Source organism: uncultured Aquimarina sp. (assembly GCF_947492965.1).
In the GTDB taxonomy this organism is placed as follows: Bacteria; Bacteroidota; Bacteroidia; order Flavobacteriales; family Flavobacteriaceae; genus Aquimarina.
Genome location: NZ_CANLOZ010000002.1, coordinates 763,567 through 784,379, shown reverse-complemented (window position 1 = coordinate 784,379; position 20,813 = coordinate 763,567). Strand labels below are relative to the sequence as shown.

General features: G+C 32.4%; 23 protein-coding genes and 1 tRNA gene. 15 read left to right on the top strand and 9 right to left on the bottom strand.

The genetic code is table 11. The features are described from left to right. Nucleotides 1-2 precede the first annotated feature (2 nt). The 6 genes from Q1B37_RS08000 (at nt 3) to priA (ending at nt 5,990) form a co-directional block, all read left to right on the top strand. Complete coding sequence (locus Q1B37_RS08000) at nt 3-920, top strand: YihY/virulence factor BrkB family protein (RefSeq protein ID WP_299600693.1); 918 nt, start codon at nt 3-5, stop codon at nt 918-920. Between the two features lie 36 nt (nt 921-956). Beyond that, nucleotides 957-1,520, top strand: a complete 564-nt coding sequence (locus Q1B37_RS07995) for a chalcone isomerase family protein (protein WP_299600695.1) — start codon at nt 957-959, stop codon at nt 1,518-1,520. A gap of 144 nt (nt 1,521-1,664) precedes the next feature. Continuing rightward, nucleotides 1,665-2,228, top strand: coding sequence for a chalcone isomerase family protein (locus Q1B37_RS07990; RefSeq protein WP_299897560.1), 564 nt, complete (start codon nt 1,665-1,667; stop codon nt 2,226-2,228). Nucleotides 2,229-2,331: 103 nt separating this feature from the next. After that, nucleotides 2,332-2,760, top strand: a complete 429-nt coding sequence (locus tag Q1B37_RS07985; RefSeq protein WP_299897557.1) for a DUF2147 domain-containing protein — start codon at nt 2,332-2,334, stop codon at nt 2,758-2,760. A 106-nt stretch (nt 2,761-2,866) separates the two neighbouring features. Next, nucleotides 2,867-3,433 (top strand): chalcone isomerase family protein, encoded by a 567-nt coding sequence (locus tag Q1B37_RS07980; RefSeq protein WP_299600701.1) that lies wholly within the window; start codon nt 2,867-2,869, stop codon nt 3,431-3,433. Between the two features lie 103 nt (nt 3,434-3,536). Further along, the gene (gene priA, locus Q1B37_RS07975) at nt 3,537-5,990 is read left to right on the top strand and encodes a primosomal protein N' (RefSeq protein ID WP_299897554.1); all 2,454 of its coding nucleotides are present in this window, start codon (nt 3,537-3,539) and stop codon (nt 5,988-5,990) included. An 82-nt stretch (nt 5,991-6,072) separates the two neighbouring features. Here the strand turns inward: priA and Q1B37_RS07970 are convergent, their stop codons facing one another. Next, nucleotides 6,073-6,786, bottom strand: a complete 714-nt coding sequence (locus tag Q1B37_RS07970; RefSeq protein WP_299600705.1) for a LytTR family DNA-binding domain-containing protein — start codon at nt 6,784-6,786, stop codon at nt 6,073-6,075. A 182-nt stretch (nt 6,787-6,968) separates the two neighbouring features. Next, nucleotides 6,969-7,679: a LytTR family DNA-binding domain-containing protein gene (locus Q1B37_RS07965; RefSeq protein WP_299897550.1), complete on the bottom strand. Its 711-nt coding sequence runs from the start codon at nt 7,677-7,679 to the stop codon at nt 6,969-6,971. 213 nt (nt 7,680-7,892) lie between these two features. On the opposite strand from Q1B37_RS07965, the gene rpsF reads away from it, so the two are divergent. From rpsF to Q1B37_RS07940, 5 genes are all read left to right on the top strand, one after another. After that, a complete protein-coding gene (gene rpsF, locus Q1B37_RS07960; RefSeq protein ID WP_299600709.1) occupies nt 7,893-8,231 on the top strand; it encodes a 30S ribosomal protein S6 in 339 nt (112 codons plus the stop codon). Then, nucleotides 8,231-8,530: a 30S ribosomal protein S18 gene (gene rpsR / locus Q1B37_RS07955; RefSeq protein ID WP_174412104.1), complete on the top strand. Its 300-nt coding sequence runs from the start codon at nt 8,231-8,233 to the stop codon at nt 8,528-8,530. The genes rpsF and rpsR overlap by 1 nt, the downstream gene beginning before the upstream one ends. A gap of 16 nt (nt 8,531-8,546) precedes the next feature. After that, nucleotides 8,547-8,996, top strand: a complete 450-nt coding sequence (rplI, locus tag Q1B37_RS07950; protein ID WP_299897547.1) for a 50S ribosomal protein L9 — start codon at nt 8,547-8,549, stop codon at nt 8,994-8,996. 103 nt (nt 8,997-9,099) lie between these two features. Beyond that, a complete protein-coding gene (locus Q1B37_RS07945; RefSeq protein ID WP_299897544.1) occupies nt 9,100-12,303 on the top strand; it encodes a TonB-dependent receptor in 3,204 nt (1,067 codons plus the stop codon). Nucleotides 12,304-12,398: 95 nt separating this feature from the next. Next, on the top strand, nt 12,399-12,878 hold the full coding sequence (locus tag Q1B37_RS07940; RefSeq protein ID WP_299897542.1) for a DUF6495 family protein: 480 nt from the start codon (nt 12,399-12,401) through the stop codon (nt 12,876-12,878). 17 nt (nt 12,879-12,895) lie between these two features. Here the strand turns inward: Q1B37_RS07940 and Q1B37_RS07935 are convergent, their stop codons facing one another. Continuing rightward, on the bottom strand, nt 12,896-14,137 hold the full coding sequence (locus Q1B37_RS07935; RefSeq protein WP_299897539.1) for an ABC transporter permease: 1,242 nt from the start codon (nt 14,135-14,137) through the stop codon (nt 12,896-12,898). 218 nt (nt 14,138-14,355) lie between these two features. On the opposite strand from Q1B37_RS07935, the gene hisS reads away from it, so the two are divergent. Together hisS and Q1B37_RS07925 are read left to right on the top strand one after the other, a co-directional pair. Continuing rightward, nucleotides 14,356-15,726 (top strand): histidine--tRNA ligase, encoded by a 1,371-nt coding sequence (hisS, locus tag Q1B37_RS07930; RefSeq protein WP_299897536.1) that lies wholly within the window; start codon nt 14,356-14,358, stop codon nt 15,724-15,726. A 64-nt stretch (nt 15,727-15,790) separates the two neighbouring features. Then, the gene (locus Q1B37_RS07925; RefSeq protein ID WP_299897534.1) at nt 15,791-16,261 is read left to right on the top strand and encodes a hypothetical protein; all 471 of its coding nucleotides are present in this window, start codon (nt 15,791-15,793) and stop codon (nt 16,259-16,261) included. A 286-nt stretch (nt 16,262-16,547) separates the two neighbouring features. Here Q1B37_RS07925 and Q1B37_RS07920 read toward each other — a convergent pair whose 3' ends face one another. The 3 genes from Q1B37_RS07920 to Q1B37_RS07910 all read right to left on the bottom strand — a co-directional run bounded on the left by Q1B37_RS07920 (nt 16,548) and on the right by Q1B37_RS07910 (nt 17,267). Next, nucleotides 16,548-16,799 carry a GIY-YIG nuclease family protein gene (locus Q1B37_RS07920; RefSeq protein WP_299897531.1) on the bottom strand — a complete coding sequence of 84 codons (252 nt, stop codon included), beginning with the start codon at nt 16,797-16,799 and terminating at the stop codon, nt 16,548-16,550. A 98-nt stretch (nt 16,800-16,897) separates the two neighbouring features. Next, the gene (locus Q1B37_RS07915; RefSeq protein WP_299897528.1) at nt 16,898-17,149 is read right to left on the bottom strand and encodes a GIY-YIG nuclease family protein; all 252 of its coding nucleotides are present in this window, start codon (nt 17,147-17,149) and stop codon (nt 16,898-16,900) included. 44 nt (nt 17,150-17,193) lie between these two features. Beyond that, nucleotides 17,194-17,267: transfer RNA gene (locus Q1B37_RS07910), tRNA-Met, on the bottom strand. Between the two features lie 143 nt (nt 17,268-17,410). On the opposite strand from Q1B37_RS07910, the gene Q1B37_RS07905 reads away from it, so the two are divergent. Then, nucleotides 17,411-17,803, top strand: a complete 393-nt coding sequence (locus Q1B37_RS07905; protein WP_299600729.1) for an START-like domain-containing protein — start codon at nt 17,411-17,413, stop codon at nt 17,801-17,803. 65 nt (nt 17,804-17,868) lie between these two features. Beyond that, a complete protein-coding gene (locus tag Q1B37_RS07900; RefSeq protein ID WP_299897525.1) occupies nt 17,869-18,717 on the top strand; it encodes an aminotransferase class IV in 849 nt (282 codons plus the stop codon). On the opposite strand, the gene Q1B37_RS07895 is transcribed toward Q1B37_RS07900, so the two are convergent. The 3 genes from Q1B37_RS07895 to fmt form a co-directional block, all read right to left on the bottom strand. After that, the gene (locus Q1B37_RS07895; RefSeq protein WP_299600733.1) at nt 18,714-19,274 is read right to left on the bottom strand and encodes a YqgE/AlgH family protein; all 561 of its coding nucleotides are present in this window, start codon (nt 19,272-19,274) and stop codon (nt 18,714-18,716) included. The genes Q1B37_RS07900 and Q1B37_RS07895 overlap by 4 nt on opposite strands. A 131-nt stretch (nt 19,275-19,405) precedes the next feature. Next, on the bottom strand, nt 19,406-19,678 hold the full coding sequence (locus Q1B37_RS07890) for an HU family DNA-binding protein (protein ID WP_027391128.1): 273 nt from the start codon (nt 19,676-19,678) through the stop codon (nt 19,406-19,408). Between the two features lie 186 nt (nt 19,679-19,864). Next, complete coding sequence (fmt, locus tag Q1B37_RS07885; RefSeq protein WP_299897522.1) at nt 19,865-20,812, bottom strand: methionyl-tRNA formyltransferase; 948 nt, start codon at nt 20,810-20,812, stop codon at nt 19,865-19,867. Nucleotide 20,813: the final 1 nt, after the last annotated feature.

The following is a 20,813-nucleotide window of genomic DNA, read 5'->3' as shown; positions in this document are numbered from 1 at the left end:
ATATGTCTAAAGAAGTCGAAGATAAACTCCATAAAATTCCGATTATTAATCTTTTTGTTAAAATCGGTAAAAAAGTAATTCTTCCGGGCTTCGAAGGACTATCATTATATGATTTAGTAGAAATTTATTCCATCGGTATCGTAAAAGGTACATTTTCGGCAAGAGCAAGTTCTATATCATGGAGTTTTTTCTTATCCCTGTTTCCCTTTTTACTTTTCTTACTTAATTTAATTCCTATAATTCAGATTGATGGTTTTCAGGAAAATTTCTTTGAGTTTATTACCTCTGCTTTACCCAATCAATCAAAACTTTTTTTTGAAGGGATTTATAAAGATATCTCCGATACACCAAGAACAGGTTTATTATCTACAGTTTTTGTTTTATCCCTGTTTTTAATGACGAATGGGATCAATGCAGTTTTTTCGGGATTCGAATACTCCTATCACGTAACACTGAACCGCAATTTTGTAAAGCAATATATAGTTGCCTTAGGTGTGTCTTTAATTGTGGCATCATTGTTGCTTATCACGGTAATAGTAACATTATATTTTAGTTACTTGTTAGAAAATCTAAAAGAAATAGGAGTAATGGACAATACCGTTTTTTGGTTACAATTTGGAAAATATGGATTATTCGTACTGATGATCTTTCTTATTGTAGCTACTTTGTTTTATTTCGGTACTACTGAAGGTAAAATGAATAGATTCTTTTCTCCAGGTGCTTTTATGACCACCATTCTAATTATGGTTACGACCTATTTGTTTGGTATTTACATAGATAATTTTTCTAACTATAATAAATTGTATGGTTCTATAGGAGCAATGCTAATTCTAATGGTATACATTTGGCTCAATGCTAATTTACTTTTATTAGGATTTGAATTAAACGCATCTCTTATTAAATTGAAGAAGAATTTTTAATATTTTAGCATCATACAAACATTTAATTTAATAAAAATGAAAAAACTAAGCTTATTATTTATTCTTTTAGCAATTGTAGGAACTACTCAAGCTCAAGTGAAGGTAGGAGATGCTACACTTCCAAATACAGTAACGTTTAGCGGAGAAGACCTTTCTATAAATGGAGCTGGATTAAGAGAGAAGTTCTTTTTCGATATTTATGCTGGAGGTTTATATCTTAAGAAGAAAAGTGCTAGTGGGAATACGATAGCGGCAGCCGATGAAACGATGGCAATTAAATTGCATATTTTATCAGGAATGATGTCTAGAAGTAAAATGGCTGGTGCCTTAAGAGATGGATTTAAAAAATCTACAAATGGTAATACAGCACCTTTAGATGATAGAATTAATACATTTATTGGTTTCATAAAAGATGAGATCGAAGAAGGTCAGATATACGATATAGTATATGAAAAAGGAAAGGGAAGTGTGATCTATAAAGATGGTGTAGAAAAGGGATATGTAGAAGGTTTAGACTTCAAAGAAGCACTTTTTAAGATATGGATTGGAGATAATCCAGCAGATAAAGGGTTAAAAAATGAAATGTTAGGTGCTTTTTAGGATAAAATGCTTATTTTAGCGGTGAAATACACAATTTAACGTTTTTTTTTGAAAATTGCTATGCGCGCATAACAGATTTTATTACTTTTGAAAACTTGATGGAAAAATTGATATTAATATACCCCAAATAAAACTTTGACAAAGATGAAGAATATTACTTTATTAATTGTAGCGTTAATTTCTCTAAATACAGCTACAGCACAAATTAGAGTAGGTAAGGCTGTGTTACCTTATGAAGAGAATTTTGGCGATACGGATCTTAAGTTAAATGGTGCGGGGATGCGCGCAATGTTATGGATTGACCTATATGCTGGAGGGTTGTATTTACAAAAAAAGAGTAAAGACCCTAGAGCGATTTTGGATGCGGATGAAACTATGGCAATAAAGTTGAATATAGTATCGGGATTTGTTACTCAAAAGAAAATGATCAAAGCTGTTAGAGATGGATTTAACAAAGCGACTTTTGGTAATACAAAATCATTAGACGAGAGAATCAATAAGTTTATTAAGTTCTTTAATGAGCCTATTGTAAAGAATGATATTTTTGATATTGTATATATAAAGGACAAAGGTGTTCACTGTTTCAAAAATGGAAAAAAACTCGGAGAGATAGAAGGACGTGACTTTAAATATGCGTTATTTAAAATATGGTTAGGTGATGAACCTGCTAGTGACGATATCAAAAATGGAATGTTAGGATTACAATAATTCTACTTTTCAATAGCATAAACATAAAAGCTACCTGAGCTCAGGTAGCTTTTTTAGTATCACAATATTTTTTTAATATTATATTCTAAAATAAATACTCAATATGAAATTACATCAAATCATTATTAGCTGTTTTATATTACTATCAAGTTTTGTAAATGCTCAAAATGGAATTATTGGAAAATGGAAAACAATAGATGATACTACTGGAGAAGCCAGATCTATCGTAGAAATCTACAAAAAGGGAGATAAAATTTACGGAAAGATTGATCGAATTTTAAAGGAATCGGATAGAGGACAATTATGTAAAGAATGTGAAGGAGAAGATTATAATAAACCTATCGAGGGTATGGTTATTATAAAAGGTTTAACAAAAGATGGGAATGAATATGAAGATGGAACAATTTTAGATCCTGAAAATGGAAAGGTGTACAGATGCAAAATTTGGTTAGAAGAAAATGATCCAAACACCTTAAATGTAAGGGGTTACATTGCCTTTTTATTTCGTACTCAACAGTGGGTTAAAGCATAGTGTGTTTCTTAATGGTTTAATGTTTAAACAAAATTTTAACATTTTTGATTGTTAGTTTTTAAAAAAATACAGAACTAAGACTTTGTAATTTTTAAAAAACTAAATCATGAAAAAAATAATTACCCTATCTATATTACTGCTAGTTGCAACAATGGCAACAGCTCAAATTCGAGTTGGTGATGCAGTAGTTCCTTATAAAGTAAATTTTGAAGGAGAAGAACTTACCCTTAATGGTGCCGGAGTTAGAAAAGTACTTGGCGTAGAAACATATTCCGGAGGTTTATATACCGTAAATAAATATACAGATGATAGAAAAGTTTTAGATGCAGATGAGAGTATGTCTATTAGATTAGTTATCAATTCTAAAAAAGTAACTAATAAAAGGATGATCAAAGTGTTTAGAAAAGGTTTTGATGATGCTATGTTTGGAAATACACAAAGTTTAGATGAAAGAATCGATAAGTTTTTAGAACTATTTGGTAGTAGTACGCAAATCAATGATTTCTTTGATCTTGTTTACATAAAAGGAAAAGGAATAAGAACGTATAAGAATGGAGAAGAAATTGGATATATAGAAGGAAGAGATTTTAAATATGCGTTATTCAAAATTTGGTTGGGAGATGAGCCAGCGTGTAAATTAATCAAAGGAGGAATGTTAGGCCAAAACGGATAAAATAAATTTACCCCAAAATCTAGCAAAAGCCAGGTCAATTGATCTGGCTTTTGTTGTTTATAATTTGGCTAAAGATGTATTTTTGTATGAATCAAAAATGTCGATGCAATATTATATAGATGTAATTCTTCCAATTCCTCTTCATAAAGAGTTTACGTATAGTGTTAATGAGAATGAGGCTCATTTCCTTAAACCTGGAATGAGAGTAGCTGTACAATTTGGTAAAAGTAAAGTGTATTCTGCATTGGTAACGAACATTCATCAAACAGCTCCTCAGGTTTATGAAGCTAAAGAGATCGAGCATATTTTGGATGAGGTTCCTATTGTAACAAATGATCAATTACAACTTTGGTCTTGGATATCAGAATACTATATGTGTTCTAAGGGAGAAGTAATGAGAGCTGCCTTACCTAGTGCATTCTTACTCGAAAGTGAGACTATTATTCTTAGGAATGATTCACATACAATAGATGAACAAGAATTAAAAGATGATGAGTTTTTATTATACGAAGCACTGCAGCATCAAAGTTTACTTCGCATACAGGAGGTAATGGATATTGTGGGAAAGAAAAATGTACTTCCACTTATAAAAAGACTTATAGAGAAAAATGTAATTACTGTTCAGGAGGAGATTTATGAGCGATACAAACCTAAACTAGTTCGGTATGTTAAATTACAGATTGCGTATAGTACTGAAGAAGCATTACAAGATTTATTAGATTCTTTAACAAGAGCTCCAAAGCAAAAGGAGGTGTTAATGCATTTGTTTATGTTGCAAGCCAAAACAAATAAAGCTATTAAAGTAGCGGACCTAATTAAAGTAGCTAATAGCAGTACTAGTATTATTAAGACCTTAGTTGATAAAGGTATTTTAGAAGAGTATCACAAACAAACCGATAGAGTAGAGTATACGTCTAATATTAGTGTTTCTAGTAAAGAACTGAATTCTTTTCAAAAACAAGCATTAGAGCAAATACAAAAACATTTACTGGAAAAAGATGTCTGTTTGTTTCATGGGGTTACTTCTTCTGGTAAGACAGAAGTATATGTAAAACTAATAGAAGAGCAAATTGCAAAAGGAAAACAAGTTTTGTATTTGTTACCCGAAATAGCTTTGACCACGCAATTAATTAGTAGATTGCAAGAATACTTTGGTGAAAAATTGACCGTATACCATTCAAAATATTCGGTAAATGAAAGAGTAGAAGCTTGGAATAATGTAAAAGAATCTAAAGCAAAAGCACAAATAGTTATTGGTGCTAGATCTTCAATCTTTCTTCCATTCACAAACCTTGGGTTAATCATTATAGATGAGGAGCACGAAAGTTCGTTTAAGCAGTATGATCCAGCTCCTAGATACCATGCAAGAGATACAGCAATTGTACTTTCCAAACTATTTAATGGTAAAGTAGTTCTTGGATCTGCTACTCCTTCTTTAGAATCATATTATAATGCCAATCAAAAAAAGTACGGATTGGTTACTCTAAATAGAAGATATGGTAATGTATTGATGCCAGATATTAATCTGGTAGATCTTAAAACGAAGTACAAGCGTAAAGAGATGAAAGGGCACTTTAGTGATACCCTATTAACAGCTATCGAAGAAGCTTTAAAAGAAGATGAACAGGTAATTTTATTTCAAAATAGAAGAGGGTATTCTCCTGTTGTAGAATGTAATACTTGCGGCCATTCTCCGCAGTGCCCTAATTGTGATGTTAGCTTAACATATCATAATTATAGAAATCAATTGAGATGTCATTATTGCGGATATCATATCGCAATGTTGCAAAAATGTCTTGCCTGCGATAGCCCTGAGTTAACAACAAAAGGTTTTGGTACTGAACAGATAGAAAATGAACTTAAAGAGCTTTTTCCAGAACATCATATTGGTCGAATGGATCAGGATACTACAAGAGGAAAGCATGGATACGAAAAAATTATTACCAAATTCGAAAATGGAGAAATTGATATTTTAGTAGGAACTCAAATGCTTACTAAAGGACTTGACTTTAGAAATGTAACCTTAGTGGGTATCATGAATGCGGATAATTTGCTCAACTTCCCTGACTTTAGAGCGCATGAAAGAAGCTTTCAATTAATGCAACAGGTAGCTGGTAGAGCTGGTAGAACCAGTAAAAGAGGAAAAGTTCTGATACAGACCTATAATCCTTTTCATCAAATTCTTCAGCAGGTATCTATTAATGACTTTGAAGGAATGTATAAAGATCAGATGGAAGAGCGTTATCAATATAAATATCCTCCATTTTACAGGATTATTAAAATAACAGGACGTCATAAAGATTATAATAGAGTTAATGACGCTACAGCCTGGTTTGCTAAATCTCTTAGAATGAGTTTTAAAGAACATGTTTTAGGGCCCGAATTCCCTCCAATCTCCAGAATTAGAAACCAGTATAATAAAAATATATTGGTTAAAATACCAGCAGGACAATCTCTAAAAAAAACAAAAGACGTTATTAAAAAAATTGAGAACTCATTTAAAAGTATTAGAGAGTTTTCTGGAGTACGGATAATTATCAACGTCGATAATTATTAATGCTCATTATTTATTAGGTTTCATTAAATAAAAAATCCCATCACTTAGAAGTAACGGGATTGTATATTTATAATACTTTGTTTTATCCGCTTAACGCCTCTATCAAAGAATGTTTTTTATGTCTACTTAGCGGTATTTTTTCATCCGCTATTTCTATGTTACGACTGTTATAACGTTCTACTTTATCAAGATTTACGATGTACGATTTGTGTATTCTTAAAAAACGATCGCTTGGTAATTCTGCCTCAAATGATTTCATCGTAGCCAAAACCACAATAGGATCACCATCTTCCATAATTAACTTTACATAATCACCTAAAGCTTCTACATACTTTAATTGATTTAAAAATATTTTTCGTTTTTTCAGATTACTTTTTACAAAGATGTAATCATCATCCTCTACAGAAGCTTGTTCTGAATTTAAACGAGACATGCTAAGTGCTTTCTCTACAGCTGCATTAAATCGATCTTTTTTTAGGGGCTTTCTTAAATAATCGATAGCATCGTAGTCAAAGGCTTTAAAAGCATATTTTGTTTTTCCAGTAACAAATATGATATGAGGTTTGTTTTCCAGATCATCTAAAAGATCAAAACCGGTGAGTATTGGCATTTCGATATCTAGAAACAATAGGTCGACCGGAGTATCTAATAATCCGTTTTTCGTCTCAATAGCATTGTTCCACTCAGCCACTAATTCTAGTGATGAGTGTTCATCTATTAATTTTACAATTGCGAGTCTTTGGAGACGTGAATCGTCTACTACTGCGCATTTTAATTGAGATTGTTCCACTTGCATAGGTTAATATTCTATACAATATTAATGAATATATATTATTTCCACAAACATTTTACGCTTTTTATCGATAAAAAATGTGTTTCATCGAAATGAAAAATTCCGATGTTTTTTTATTTTAAATGTCATTTTTTAGAATCACTTTAATCACAGTTACTTGTAAATAATTTTTATGGTTATTAATACTAAAAAGATTTTAAAATATCCCTTAATTCTTGTTTCTTTTGTCTACTAATGGGAATGGCCTCGTTTTTAATTTCCAAATAACTGGAGGTAAAACGTTCTATTTTTTCCAGATTTACAATAAATGATCGATGCACTCTAAAAAAGTATTGTTTTGGTAATAATGATTCTAAGTAAGTCATCGTGCCAGTTACAACCAAAGGAGAGCTTTTTTCTAAATGAATTTTTGCAAAATCTCCCATTGCTGATACGTATAAAATGTCTTGTAAATAAACCTTATATTCTTTTAAACCGCTTTTTATGAATATCGAAGGACTATTTTTTTCCGCTTCGATTTTTTTATGAAAATTATCGGCTTGTAAAAGTTTATCTATGGTGATAGAAAAACGACTTGATTTCAAAGGTTTTTTTAAAAAATCTATTGCATTATAATCAAAGGCTTTATGAGCATATTTCGATTTTCCAGTAACGATGACAACATGAGGCTTGTCTTCTAAATAATCAAGAAGATTAAATCCATTTAGTACAGGCATTTCTATGTCGAGAAATAATACATCCGTATGTACATCTAGTAATCCATTCTTTGCTTCGATGGCGTTGCTCCATTCACCTACCAGTTCTAATTGGGGTTGTTTTCTGATTAATTGGGTTATAGCAAGACGCTGCATATTAGAATCATCTACGACTGCGCATTTGATTAAAGGTTTTTTCATTTTATTAGATTTAGGATGTTACAATAGTACTCAAAAATTATCTAAACTTAAATGAATTTGTGTATTTTATCGATGAATTGTGTTTTTTAACGATAGATGGATGATTTTTACATTTTTGATAATACTTTTTATTTACTCTCTTGTTGAGTTTATTGAATATTTTAAAAAATAGTATTACTTTTGCAGCCAATTTTAATTAAAAATAGATTTTTTATGAATCATTATGAAACTGTTTTCATCTTGAATCCCGTTTTATCTGAAGAGCAGATAAAGGAAACAGTTAAGAAATACGAAGACATTCTTGTTTCTAACGGTGCCAAGATGATATCTAAAGAAGACTGGGGTCTTAAGAAGTTAGCTTATGCAATCCAGCACAAGAAAAGTGGATTTTATCACTTATTTGAGTACACTGTACCAGGAGAAGCTATCAACACTGTAGAGGTTGAGTTCAGAAGAGATGAAAGAGTGATGCGTTATTTAACTGTAAAATTAGATAAGCATGCAATCGCTTGGGCTGAGAAAAGAAGAAATAGAAACAAACAAAAAGCTTAATTATGTCATCGATAGAACAACAAGCTAAAGGAAAAAAAGATGGAGAGATCAGATATCTTACTCCATTAAATATAGATACTTCTAAAACGAAGAAATATTGTCGTTTTAAAAAATCAGGAATTAAATATATTGATTATAAAGATCCTGATTTCTTAATGGCTTTTGTAAACGAACAAGGGAAATTATTGCCTCGTCGTCTTACAGGAACATCTTTAAAATATCAACGTAAAGTGAGTGTTGCTGTAAAAAGAGCAAGACACTTAGCATTAATGCCATACGTTGGAGATTTATTAAAATAAAATTCGTCATAACATTATGGAACTTATATTAAAGAAAGACGTTGAGAATCTAGGATTCGCAGACGATGTAGTAGAGGTGAAGAACGGTTATGGACGTAACTTTTTAATCCCAGGAGGATATGCAGTGTTAGCTACTCCATCTGCTAAGAAAGTATTAGAAGAAACGTTAAAGCAACGTGCTTTTAAAGAAAAGAAAGAAATTGAAGATGCAGAGAAATTAGCGAAGAAAATAGCTGCTTTTGAAATTAAAATCGCTGCAAAAGTTGGAACAGGCGATAAATTATTTGGTTCTGTTTCTAGTGCTGATGTTTCTGAAGCTTTAGCTAAAGAAGGTGTTGAATTAGAGAAAAAATTCATCACAGTACCAGGTGGAACAATAAAACGTCTTGGTCAGTACGAAGCTTCAATTCGTCTTCACAGAGCTGTTATTACTCCACTTACGTTTGAAGTTATAGCGCAAGCATAATACTAAATCGGTTAATAAACCAGTTTATAAGAATATAAAAACCGCTCCTTTGGAGTGGTTTTTTTGTTTATTTTCATTGTATTCACACAAAAACGATCAATCAATGAAAAAAACTCTTATCAATCTAGTCTTTGCCTTATTGGCAATTACTATTCATGCTCAGGTAACGACATCCAATATTTCTGGTTTGGTATATGATAATGCCAATCAATTACTACCAGGAGCTAATATTACTGCTGTTCATTCGCCTACTGGAACCACTTATGGTGGAACAACCAATTTCGATGGTAGATTTGATCTTATTAATTTACGAGTAGGAGGACCCTATCGTGTAACAATTAGCTATGTTGGATTTAAGAAAAAGGTATTTGATGATGTGTATCTTCAGTTAGGGCAAACGTACAATATTGATGTGGTTATGATTGAGGACGCTAATCAATTAGAAGAGGTTGTAATCACTACGAATAAAAATGCTACGTTTAGTAGCGAAAGAACAGGTGCTGAAACCAGTATTGGTAATAGAGAAATAAAATCGTTACCGACGATTACTAGGTCTGCAGCGGATTTTTACCGTTTAGAACCAACAGCTTCGAGTAATGGTTCTTTTGGAGGAAGAAATGATCAGTTTAATAATTTTAGTTTAGATGGTTCTATTTTTAATAACCCTTTTGGATTAGATGCTGCAACTCCAGGTGGTCAGACCAATGCGCAACCTATTTCTTTAGATGCTATTGATCAAATTCAAGTCTCTACAGCTCCTTATGATGTTACACAGGCTGGATTTACCGGAGCATCGGTAAATGCTGTTACCAAAAGTGGTACGAATGAATGGAAAGGTACTGTATATGGTTTTTATCGTAATCAGGATTTAACAGGAGATAAAGTCGGAGATGATGATATTATAGTTCCAGATTTGACCCAAGCACAATATGGTTTAAGTATTGGAGGACCGATTGTAAAAAACAAATTATTTGTTTTCGCAAACTTCGAGATAGATGATCGCGAAGATTTAGGTTCTAATTTCTTAGCAGCCAGACCTGGATTGACTGGTGCGAATGTATCTCGTGTTTCTGCGGAAGATTTAGAATTTGTGTCAAGGAAATTAGACTCATTAGGGTATCAAACAGGACCTTATGAAGGATATACGCATAATACAGAATCAACAAAAGGAATTCTAAAACTAGATTGGAATATTAGTGATAATCACCGGTTAGCTTTAATTTATAACTTTTTAGACGCTTCTAGAGATCTACCAGCAAATCCAGAAGCAATCGGCAGAAGAGGGCCTGATCTTACTACTTTACAGTTTAGAAATTCTGGTTACACAATTAATAACAAGATTAATTCCTTTTTAGTAGAATTAAATTCCAATTTTGGAGGAAATATCTCTAATAAATTTCAGGCAGGTTATACCTTGTTTGACGATAGTAGAGATCCTTTTTCAGCAGCAGCTCCACCTATTAATATTGCACAAGATGGTGTTCGATATATTGTTGCCGGGCATGAACCGTTTTCTATAAATAATAGATTGGAACAAAAAGTATATCAGGTAACTAATAATTTAAATATTGTAACCGGTAAACATACAATTACTCTAGGAGGTAGTTTTGAAAGATTTGAGTTTGATAATTCTTTTAATCTTGGAGTATATACGTATTTTAATGCCGATGGTGGGGTGGGTACTTTTGCGCCAGATTTTGATAGTGTAAGGATTACACCTGGTTCTACGAATAGTTTTGAGCAAGCTGTAAATAACGGTCTTATTACAGAAGCGCTTGCGAATGCTAGAAATGTATTCGATACCAATAATTCGACAGATAATTGGGCGTTGGCAGAAACAAATGTTGGGCAATTGGCTTTTTATGCACAGGATAAATGGAGAATGAGTGACAAGTTTACGTTAACTTATGGGATTAGAGTGGATCAACCACTATTTTTTGATACCAGAGATAAAATTGTCGAAAATATCGAAAGAGCAGCGGGTGGAGAGTTCCCAGATGGGAATTACCAACCTGGAATTACTTATTTTGATGAAAATGGAAGCCCAACTAATTTAAATAGCTTAGACTTACCTTCTAAAAAATTATTAATTTCTCCTAGATTAGGATTTAACTATGATATACTAGGGGATAAGACATTACAAATAAGAGGAGGAACAGGGATTTTTACGGGGCGACTTCCTTTTGTATGGATAGGGAATCAAGTGGCAAATCCAAATTTCTTCTTTTACACTACGTCTTCTCCAGATTTTCAATTCCCTCAAGTATTTAGAAATAGTTTAGGAATTGATTATAAGTTTAAAAATGGGTTGATCGCATCTACTGATATTATTTATACTGAAGATATCAATGCACAAATGGTTCGTAATTTTGGATTAGGGACACCTTCCGGAACATTAAATGGCGCTGATAGTAGACCTATATATTTGGCATCTGATAGGGCTGTTAATGAGTTTGGAGGGGTTACAAATGCCTATGTTTTTACAAATACGAATGTAGGACATTCTTTTAATTGGTCATTTAAATTACAAAAGAGTTTTAAGAATGGATTATTTGCCAGTGTTGCTTATAACTTCTTAGAGGCTGAAGATGCGAGTTCGCTTGATGCAGAAATTTCGAGTGATGCTTATGATAGAAATCCAGCTCTTGGAAATGTAAATCAAGCGATAAGTACTGCATCTAGATATGGGGATAGGCATAGAATTGTGGGGCAATTAAACAAATCTTTCCACTATGGAAAGAATAAACAATGGAGAACATCATTAGGGGCTTTTTATGAATATGCTCAAGGAGGAAGATTCTCTTACACCTATTCTGGAGATATCAATAATGATGGATCGGTATTGAATGATTTGATTTATATTCCAACACAAACAGAATTAGGGACTTATAACTTTAGTGGAACTCCAGCAGAACAAGAAGAGCAAAGAGCTGCGCTAGAAGCATATATCCAACAGGATGAGTATCTTAGAGGAAGAAGGGGTAATTATGCTGAGAAGTATGCAATTTTAAGTCCCTGGCGAGGAAGATGGGATGTAAAACTTTTACAGGATTATAATTTTCAAATAGGTGATAAGACGAATACAATCCAATTAAGCGTTGATATTCTAAATTTTGGAAATTTGTTAAATTCTGATTGGGGTGTGATTCAGATACCAGTAAATGATCAGCCAATTGGTGTTACTGTGGATGCTACTAATACACCTACCTATTCTTTTGACACTTCGCAGACAAAGACATTCGCAAATGATTTTAGTTTAGACTCTAGATGGCAAGCACAAGTTGGTTTGCGCTATATATTTAACTAAAACCATTGTATTCAGAATACTATAAAAAATCCGTTCCTAATTATTAGGAGCGGATTTTTAATTATTACTATTTTTGCAGCCAATTTATAGAAAAGATGAAGTATAAAAGGCTCACCAAAGAACAATTAGAAGAATTACATCAAGAGTTTATTAATTTTTTAGCGACACAATCTATTACAGCTGAAGAATGGAGTGATATCAAGGCAAATAAACCTGAAGTGGCAGAGGAAGAGATAGATGTTTTTAGTGACCTAGTTTGGGAAGGTGTTCTTAATAGCGCTCAGTTTTTAGAACATTTTTCTAAAGATCTAATACATCTGTTTCATCTTGGAGAAATGGAAATGCATTTGATTGCTATAAAAGTAAATGTAGAAGATATTGATATCACTACAAAAGAAGGATATGATTGGTTACGAAATAATTTATTAGACGATAAAGTAGCTTTCTATAATGCCAATAAAGCTTACGGAGAGGATCCAAATATGGATAAGTTTAAACTGATTCTTCAAGGTGCAAATATCACCAAAGGTGAGTTGTTTCAATATTTTGATAAACTTATTGGGGATAAAGAATAGTAAGCTTGTCTTACAAATTACTCATATCGTAACGATTCTATAGGATCTTGTTTTGCTGCTTTTACAGCTGGATAGGACCCAGAAACAACTGCAGTTAAAAATGAGGTAACTACTGCGGCGAAAATCGCTAACCAAGGCGTACTAAATTCAAAGCCTGAAACAGCTACAATAATAGCTCCAATCGTTATTCCTAGTATAATACCTACTACGCCACCGATTTGACCAATAATAACGGTTTCCATAAAAAATTGGGTAGAAATTATGTTCTTTTTAGCTCCTAGAGCTTTTCGAACTCCTATCTCTCTGGTTCGCTCGGTAACAGAAACGAGCATGATATTCATAAGTGCAATCGAAGATCCGAAAATAGTAATGATACTAATGATCCATGCTGCCCAATACAAATATCCAGTAATGCTAGAGATACGGTTAATCAAGTCATCACTTCGTTCTAGACCAAAGTTATTTTCTTCTATAGGATTGAGACCGCGTATTTTTCTAAAAGTAATAATAGCTTCATCTTGCGCGCCTTCTAAAAACTGTTTATCATCTACCTTTACACTGATGTTATAGTTAATGTTTGGTAAAGTATAAATCGAACGTGCTACTTGCAAAGGAATTAATACTTTAAGATCTTGATTGTTTCTGAAAGTTGCACCTTTGCTCTCTAAAACACCAATCACTTTAAATTTCACACCTCTAATGCTAATCGTTTTATTTACAGGATCAGTATCTTTAAAAATATTCTTCTTAAAATCTGGTCCGATTAGACAAACACGATTGTTGTTTTCTATATCAAAAAAAGTAAAATTTCTTCCAAATTCTACTTCAGTACCGCTATTTTCTAAATAGTTTTCATTAACTCCTACTACCGAAGCTTCAGGATCTGTTTTTTCATTTTCAAATTTTACTTCTGCATTTCGTGTTCCTGTAAATGAAATTGAAGTTTTAGAAAAAGGATATTGGAATTTTTCTTTAAACTGTCGTACGTTTCTATAACTAATAATAGGGTTTATTTTCTCTCTTTCGCCGCTACCACCTCTTCTGGTAGTAAATTCATAACGTTGAATATTAAAAGTATTAGAACCCATAGAGGCAAAATCTCCAGTAATGGTGTTTTCTAAAGCTCCTAAAAAAGTTAATATTCCTACTAATGCTGTAATACCAATAGCAATGATTAATACGGTAAGAATAGTGCGTAAAAGTTGCCCCTTAATAGAATCTAAAGCAATACGAACATTCTCGCGAAAAAGTGAAAACATAATTAGTGAATTAGTATCGTTTCCTGTATAAGACTACAAAACGTCCTTAAAGTTACTCAAAAAAGTAAATTTTATTTAAATAAGTAAAACTCTTTATGTTTTTTAATATAAAATTTTAAGCTTTTTTAGATCTTTACATCCTTTATAACGAATCAGAATTAGTAGTAAAAGTATAAATAAAGAATTGTATACTTTTGCTGAAAATTTAATAAACATATATGGCACAAAAACCTTCTATACCAAAAGGAACACGTGATTTTTCTCCAATTGAAGTAGCTAAGAGAAGTTATATTATGAATACTATTAGAGAACAATTTCAGTTGTTTGGTTTCCATCCCATAGAAACTCCAAGTTTTGAAAATAGTGAAACATTGATGGGTAAATATGGAGAAGAAGGAGATCGTCTTATTTTTAAGATATTGAATAGTGGAGATTATCTAAATAAGGTAGATGATACATTGTATGCTACAAAAGATAGTGGTAAGATGACCTCTAAAATCAGCGAGAAAGCGCTTCGTTATGATTTAACAGTTCCATTTGCTAGATATGTAGTTCAGCATCAAAATGAAATTGATTTTCCGTTTAAAAGGTATCAGATTCAACCTGTATGGAGAGCAGATCGTCCACAGAAAGGAAGGTTTAGGGAGTTTTATCAGTGTGATGCAGATGTGGTAGGTAGTAAATCTTTATGGCAAGAAGTAGACTTTGTTCAGCTTTATGATAAAGTGTTTTCTAAATTAGGTTTAGAAGGAGTTACGATAAAAATGAATAATCGTAAGATTCTTTCAGGGATTGCAGAAGTGATTGGAGCTAGTGATAAATTGATTGATTTTACGGTTGCATTAGATAAACTGGATAAGATAGGAGAGGAAGGTGTTAAAAAAGAAATGCTTTCTAAAGGTATCGAACAAACCGCCATAGATAAGGTACAACCTCTTTTTAATTTTACAGGAACTACTGCAGAGAAGTTAACTAAATTGAGAGAGCTTCTGAATGCCTCTGAAGAAGGTACAAAAGGAGTAGATGAATTAGAGTTTATCATAAATGCTATCAAGGAAATTCCGTTAGAAACTGCAGAACTTGATTTGGATGTTACTTTAGCACGAGGTTTAAATTACTACACAGGAGCAATTTTTGAAGTATCAGCTCCAGAAGGAGTCAAAATGGGCTCTATCGGAGGAGGTGGTCGTTATGATGATCTTACAGGTATTTTTGGACTTAAAGATGTAAGTGGAGTAGGTATCTCATTTGGATTGGATAGGATATATTTGGTTATAGAGGAATTAGGGCTGTTTCCTGATACCGTAGCACCAGGAACTAAAGCCTTATTTATTAATTTTGGAACGGATGAGGGATTGTATAGTCTTAAAGCGGTTGCTCAATTAAGAAAAGAAGGTGTTATTGCTGAGCTATATCCTGATAGTGCAAAAATGAATAAACAAATGAAATATGCTAATAAAAGAGTAATACCGTTTGTTGTTCTTGCGGGAACTTCAGAAATAGAAAATAACAATTATACAGTTAAAAATATGAAGACTGGAACACAAGAAACTATGAATTTTGAAGAATTAAAGTTACTTTTAAGCTAAAATTACAACCAATAAATATACCGTACTAAAAGCAAATACTATTAACTACCCTAAAATTATAATTATGAAAAATATCTTATTGAGTTCTCTTTTATGTCTCTTATTATCTTTTGCGGTATCCTGCAAAAAGGATCCTAAAGAAGATAAAGTCGAAGTTGTCGAAGAGGTGGTTGACTCAACGGATGTTGTTGAAGTTGTAGAAGAAAAAAAACCAGTAGTAAAGAAGAAAAAGAAACCTAAGAAGAAGAAGCCAAAAACTGAGGAAATAAAATTACCTGCTGGAGCACCTTCATTTGATAGTCAGGAAGCGAGAAAGTATATCAGGGATTATGAAGCTTATGTGGCAAAATATAAAAAAGCTGTAGAGTCCAAAGCCGATTTGGACGCTTTTCTAAAGCTGAGTGAGTCTAGTACTAGCCTTACCAAACAGTACAGGAAATTAATTTCTACATTACCTGCAGAGGAAATGGAAAAGATGAGTAAGTATATGCAGGAAAAAACAAAACAAATAGATGCTTTAAGCAGACAGATGTAGCATTAGCATTTTATTAAATAACAAAAACCATCTTAAAAGATATTTTAAGATGGTTTTTTGTTTCGATAGTTATTCAATTTCTTATTAGTTTAGTTTGATTTAGACGTTTTAAACGGATTTAGTGCATGATGGTAAGAGTTTTGTTATACTTTTTAGATAATATAATATGTAACTACGAATTCTTTCATAAAACCAAAAAAGCCCTTATTTCTAAGGGCTTTGTGAATTAATGTAGCGAGAGGGGGGCACGATCCCCCGTCCGCCTTAGGAGGATAAGAATCCTTATCTATAATATTAGTTTGTCTTTTACCCAAGCTCTTCCTTTCCCAGATTTTAGGAATTTTTCTCTTTCTAAAGCTTCCTTTTTGTTTGTAAAAAACTCTATATAGGCTACCAACCAAGGTCTATATTTTATCGTGAATCCTTTTGTTGCAAGTTGATTGTGGGAGTGAAAACGTTTAATTAAGTCAGAAGTATAACCAGTATAAGTTTTATTATACTTTTTAGATAATAATATATAAACTACGAATTCTTTCATAAAACCAAAAAAGCCCTTATTTCTAAGGGTTTTGTGAATTAATGTAGCGAGAGGGGGGCACGATCCCCCGTCCGCCTTAGGCGGATAAGAATCTTTAGCTATAACATTAGTTTATCTTTTACCCAAGCTCTTCCTTTTCCAGATTTCAAGAATTTTTCTCTAATAATAGCTTCTTTTTTAGTTTTTAAAAACTCCAGATAGACAACTTTCCAAGGTCTATATCGAATGGTAAACCCTTTTGTTGCTAATTTGTTATGAGATCTAAAACGACTTATTAGATCAGCAGTGTATCCCGTATAGCTTTTGTTATACTTTTCAGAATATAATATGTAGACTACAAACTCTTCCATAAAACCAAAAAAGCCCTTATTTCTAAGGGCTTTGTGAATTAATGTAGCGAGAGGGGGGCACGATCCCCCGACCTCTGGGTTATGAATCCAACGCTCTAACCAGCTGAGCTACCTCGCCAAATAGATGCTACATCATTTTAATTCGGGTGCAAATATAAAAACAAAAACCATTGTAGCAAACAATAAAGTAGAATTAATTTTTTTCAAATATTTTTAAAGTCAATAATTAATCTATATATTGGCTTACTAACAATTTCCAATATGTCTGAAAAAATAAAATACGAGCTTGAATTTGTAATACAATCTTCTCCTCAACTATTATATCAATACATTTCTACTCCTTCAGGACTTTCTGAGTGGTTTTCTGATAATGTAAATTCACGAGGTGAAATGTTTACATTTATATGGGACGATAGTGAAGAGGAAGCAAAGCTTTTAAGTAAAAAAAGTGGTGAAAGAATTAAATTTAGATGGTTAGCGGATGACGAAGATGGGAGTGATTATTTTTTCGAAATGCGAATTCAGGTAGATGAAATTACCAAAGATGTATCCTTAATGGTTACAGATTTCTCAGATGATGATGAAATCGATGAAAATAAAATGTTATGGGAGAATATGATTAGTAACTTAAAACATGTGTTAGGTTCTGCTTAATTCCTATATTTTTATAATGTATATTTGCCCCGCCCAATGATAATTGGTAATAAGGGGCTTTTTTTATGATCAATATAAACGGAAATTTGTTGAAAGATAATGAAGCTACATTATCTACAGCCAACAGAGGATATGCCTACGGTGATGCCTTGTTTGAAACGATACGAGTAAATTCTGGTACTATTCTATTTTGGGAAGACCACTACTTTAGATTAATGGCTTCCATGAGGATTCTAAGAATGCAAATTCCGATGAAGTTTACACCAGAGTTTTTACAGGAAGAGATTTTAGGTCTTATAGAAGAAAATGGTTTGTCAAACTCTTCTGTTCGTGTAAAGATCATTGTAAATAGAAAAGAAGGAGGTTTATATACGCCAGCTACCAATGATATTGATTATTCTATTTCGGTAAAGCAACTTACGTCGTCTTTTTATACTTTATCTGAAGATTTTTATGAAGTAACATTATTTAAAGATCATTATGTTGCTACAGATTTATTATCCACACTAAAATCTAATAATAAATTGGTGAATATTCTTGGTGGTATTTTTGCTAAAGAAAATGGATACAATAATTGTTTATTACTTAATTCCAATAAAATGGTTATTGAGGCTTTAAATGGAAATTTATTTTTGATAAAAGGGAATAAGATAAAAACTCCGCCAGTTGCTGATGGTTGTCTTAAAGGGATATTACGTACCCAGTTAGTAAGAATCATTGAAAAGTTACCAGAATACGAAATAGAGGAAGCTTCTATTTCTCCTTTCGAATTGCAGAAAGCAGACGAACTTTTTATAACTAATGTAATACATGGTATTCAACCTATTACTAAGTTTAGAAAGAAAGAGTATAATTTAGATATTGCTAGAAGATTACTTGGGGTATTAAATGCACAAATAAGACTGGGAAATTAATTATAACTAGGATCTGCAGGCGCGTTGGACCACAGCACATATTCTCCTCCAAGTTCGATCATTTTTTCTTTCCAGAAAGTATTATAGGATTTTCCTATAATATTCTTCTCATAAGTGTTTTTTACAATCACCCAAGAGTTAGCTTCTAATTCTTGTAGTAATTGTTTTGCATCCCATCCAGAATACCCTAAGAAAAAACGAATTTCATTAGGTGTAATTTTATTTTCGATAATTAATTTAGATACTACCGAAAAATCACCACCCCAATAAATTCCTGAAGAAATCTCTACACTATTAGGAATTAACTCTGGAATTTTATGAATGAAATACAGATTATCCTGCTCAACAGGACCTCCGTTATAAATTTGAAATTCTGATTCTACTTCAGGAACTAAATCAGAAAGCACATAATCTAATGGTTTATTCATGATAAAGCCTATAGATCCCTGATTACTATGATCTGCTAAAAGTACGACCGAACGATTAAAAGAAACATCGCCAATAATCGATGGTTCTGCAATCAGAAGGTGTCCTTTTGCTGGTTGTAATGAAATCATAGATGGTGTAGTTTATACTAAAACTAAATAATTATTTCTAATAATCAAAAAGTATAGCCGATTTTTAGCTGTTCTCCATAAAAAAAGCTCCTTTAAAAAGGAGCTCTTTATAATATCAAAAACTAACTAAATTAGTTAACTGAACTAGATAAATCTGCACCAGCTTTGAACTTTACAACGTTTTTAGCAGCGATCTTGATAGTTTTTCCTGTCTGAGGGTTTCTACCTTCTCTTGCAGCTCTTTTAGAAACTGACCAAGAACCGAATCCAACTAAAGAAACACGGTCACCTTTTTTAAGAGAACCTTCAACATTTCCTAAAAAAGACTCTAAAGCTTTCTTTGCTGCTGCTTTTGTAATTCCAGCATCAGCTGCCATTGCATCGATTAATTCTGTTTTGTTCATAATTCTGTTTTTAAATTAATTGTTGGTTAAACCAAATTTTTGTTAAACGCTCTACAAATTTATACGGATTTATGATTCGTGCAAGGATTAGCCCAGTAAATACGGGCTTTTGTTGATAACTCAAGGTGATTGTTAATAAACATATATAAATTATTGGATTTTTCTTACTCCTTTGATAGCAAGGGCTCAGCACATTTTAGCATCTTTATAAAAAGTGTACCCGTTAAGGAGTGCTTTAGCTTCCATAGCTTTTTTCCCCGGAAGTTGAATCTTATTTAAAATAATATATCCTTTTACTACCGAAACTTTGATTTTAGAATCTTCAATGATTACTTTTCCTATCTCAAAATTATGTTCTATAAGTTCTATTTCAGCTTCATATACTTTTATAGATATTTCTTCTCCTTTATTATATAGGTTACTCCAGGCAGAAGGATAAGGACTCAAACCTCTAATAAGGTTGTAAATATTTTCAATTGAGTCCTCCCAATTAATCTTGGTATTTTCTCTATGAAGTTTATAAGCGGTTTTAAAAGTCTCTTCTTTTGGTTGTTTTGTAGTAGTAACCGTTTCGTTTTCTATGGCTTTAATGGTGTCAATTACCAAAGCTGCTCCTTGTGTCATTAATTTATCATGAAGTATTCCTGCAGTGTCCTGTTTTTTAATTTCTACTTCTTTTTGAAGAATGATATGACCAGTATCAATTTTTTCATCGATAAAAAAAGTAGTAATTCCAGTTTTTTGTTCTCCATTGATTATAGCCCAATTAATTGGTGCAGCACCTCGGTAATCTGGTAATAAAGATGCATGAAGATTAAATGTGCCATACTCGGGCATGTTCCATACTACTTTTGGTAGCATTCTAAAGGCAACTACGATATTTAGGTTTGCTTCTAAGGAAGCTAGTTCTTTTATAAAATCTTCATTTTTTAGATTCGTTGGTTGTAATATCGTTAGACCTTGGGATAATGCATATTCTTTTACCGCAGACGCTCTTAGTTTTCTACCTCTTCCAGCAGGTTTGTCTGGAGCAGTAATAACACCAACAACATTAAATTTATTTTCTATAATTGTTTTAAGGGTTTCTACTGCAAAATCAGGTGTACCCATAAATAGAATTCGTAAGTCTCTCATG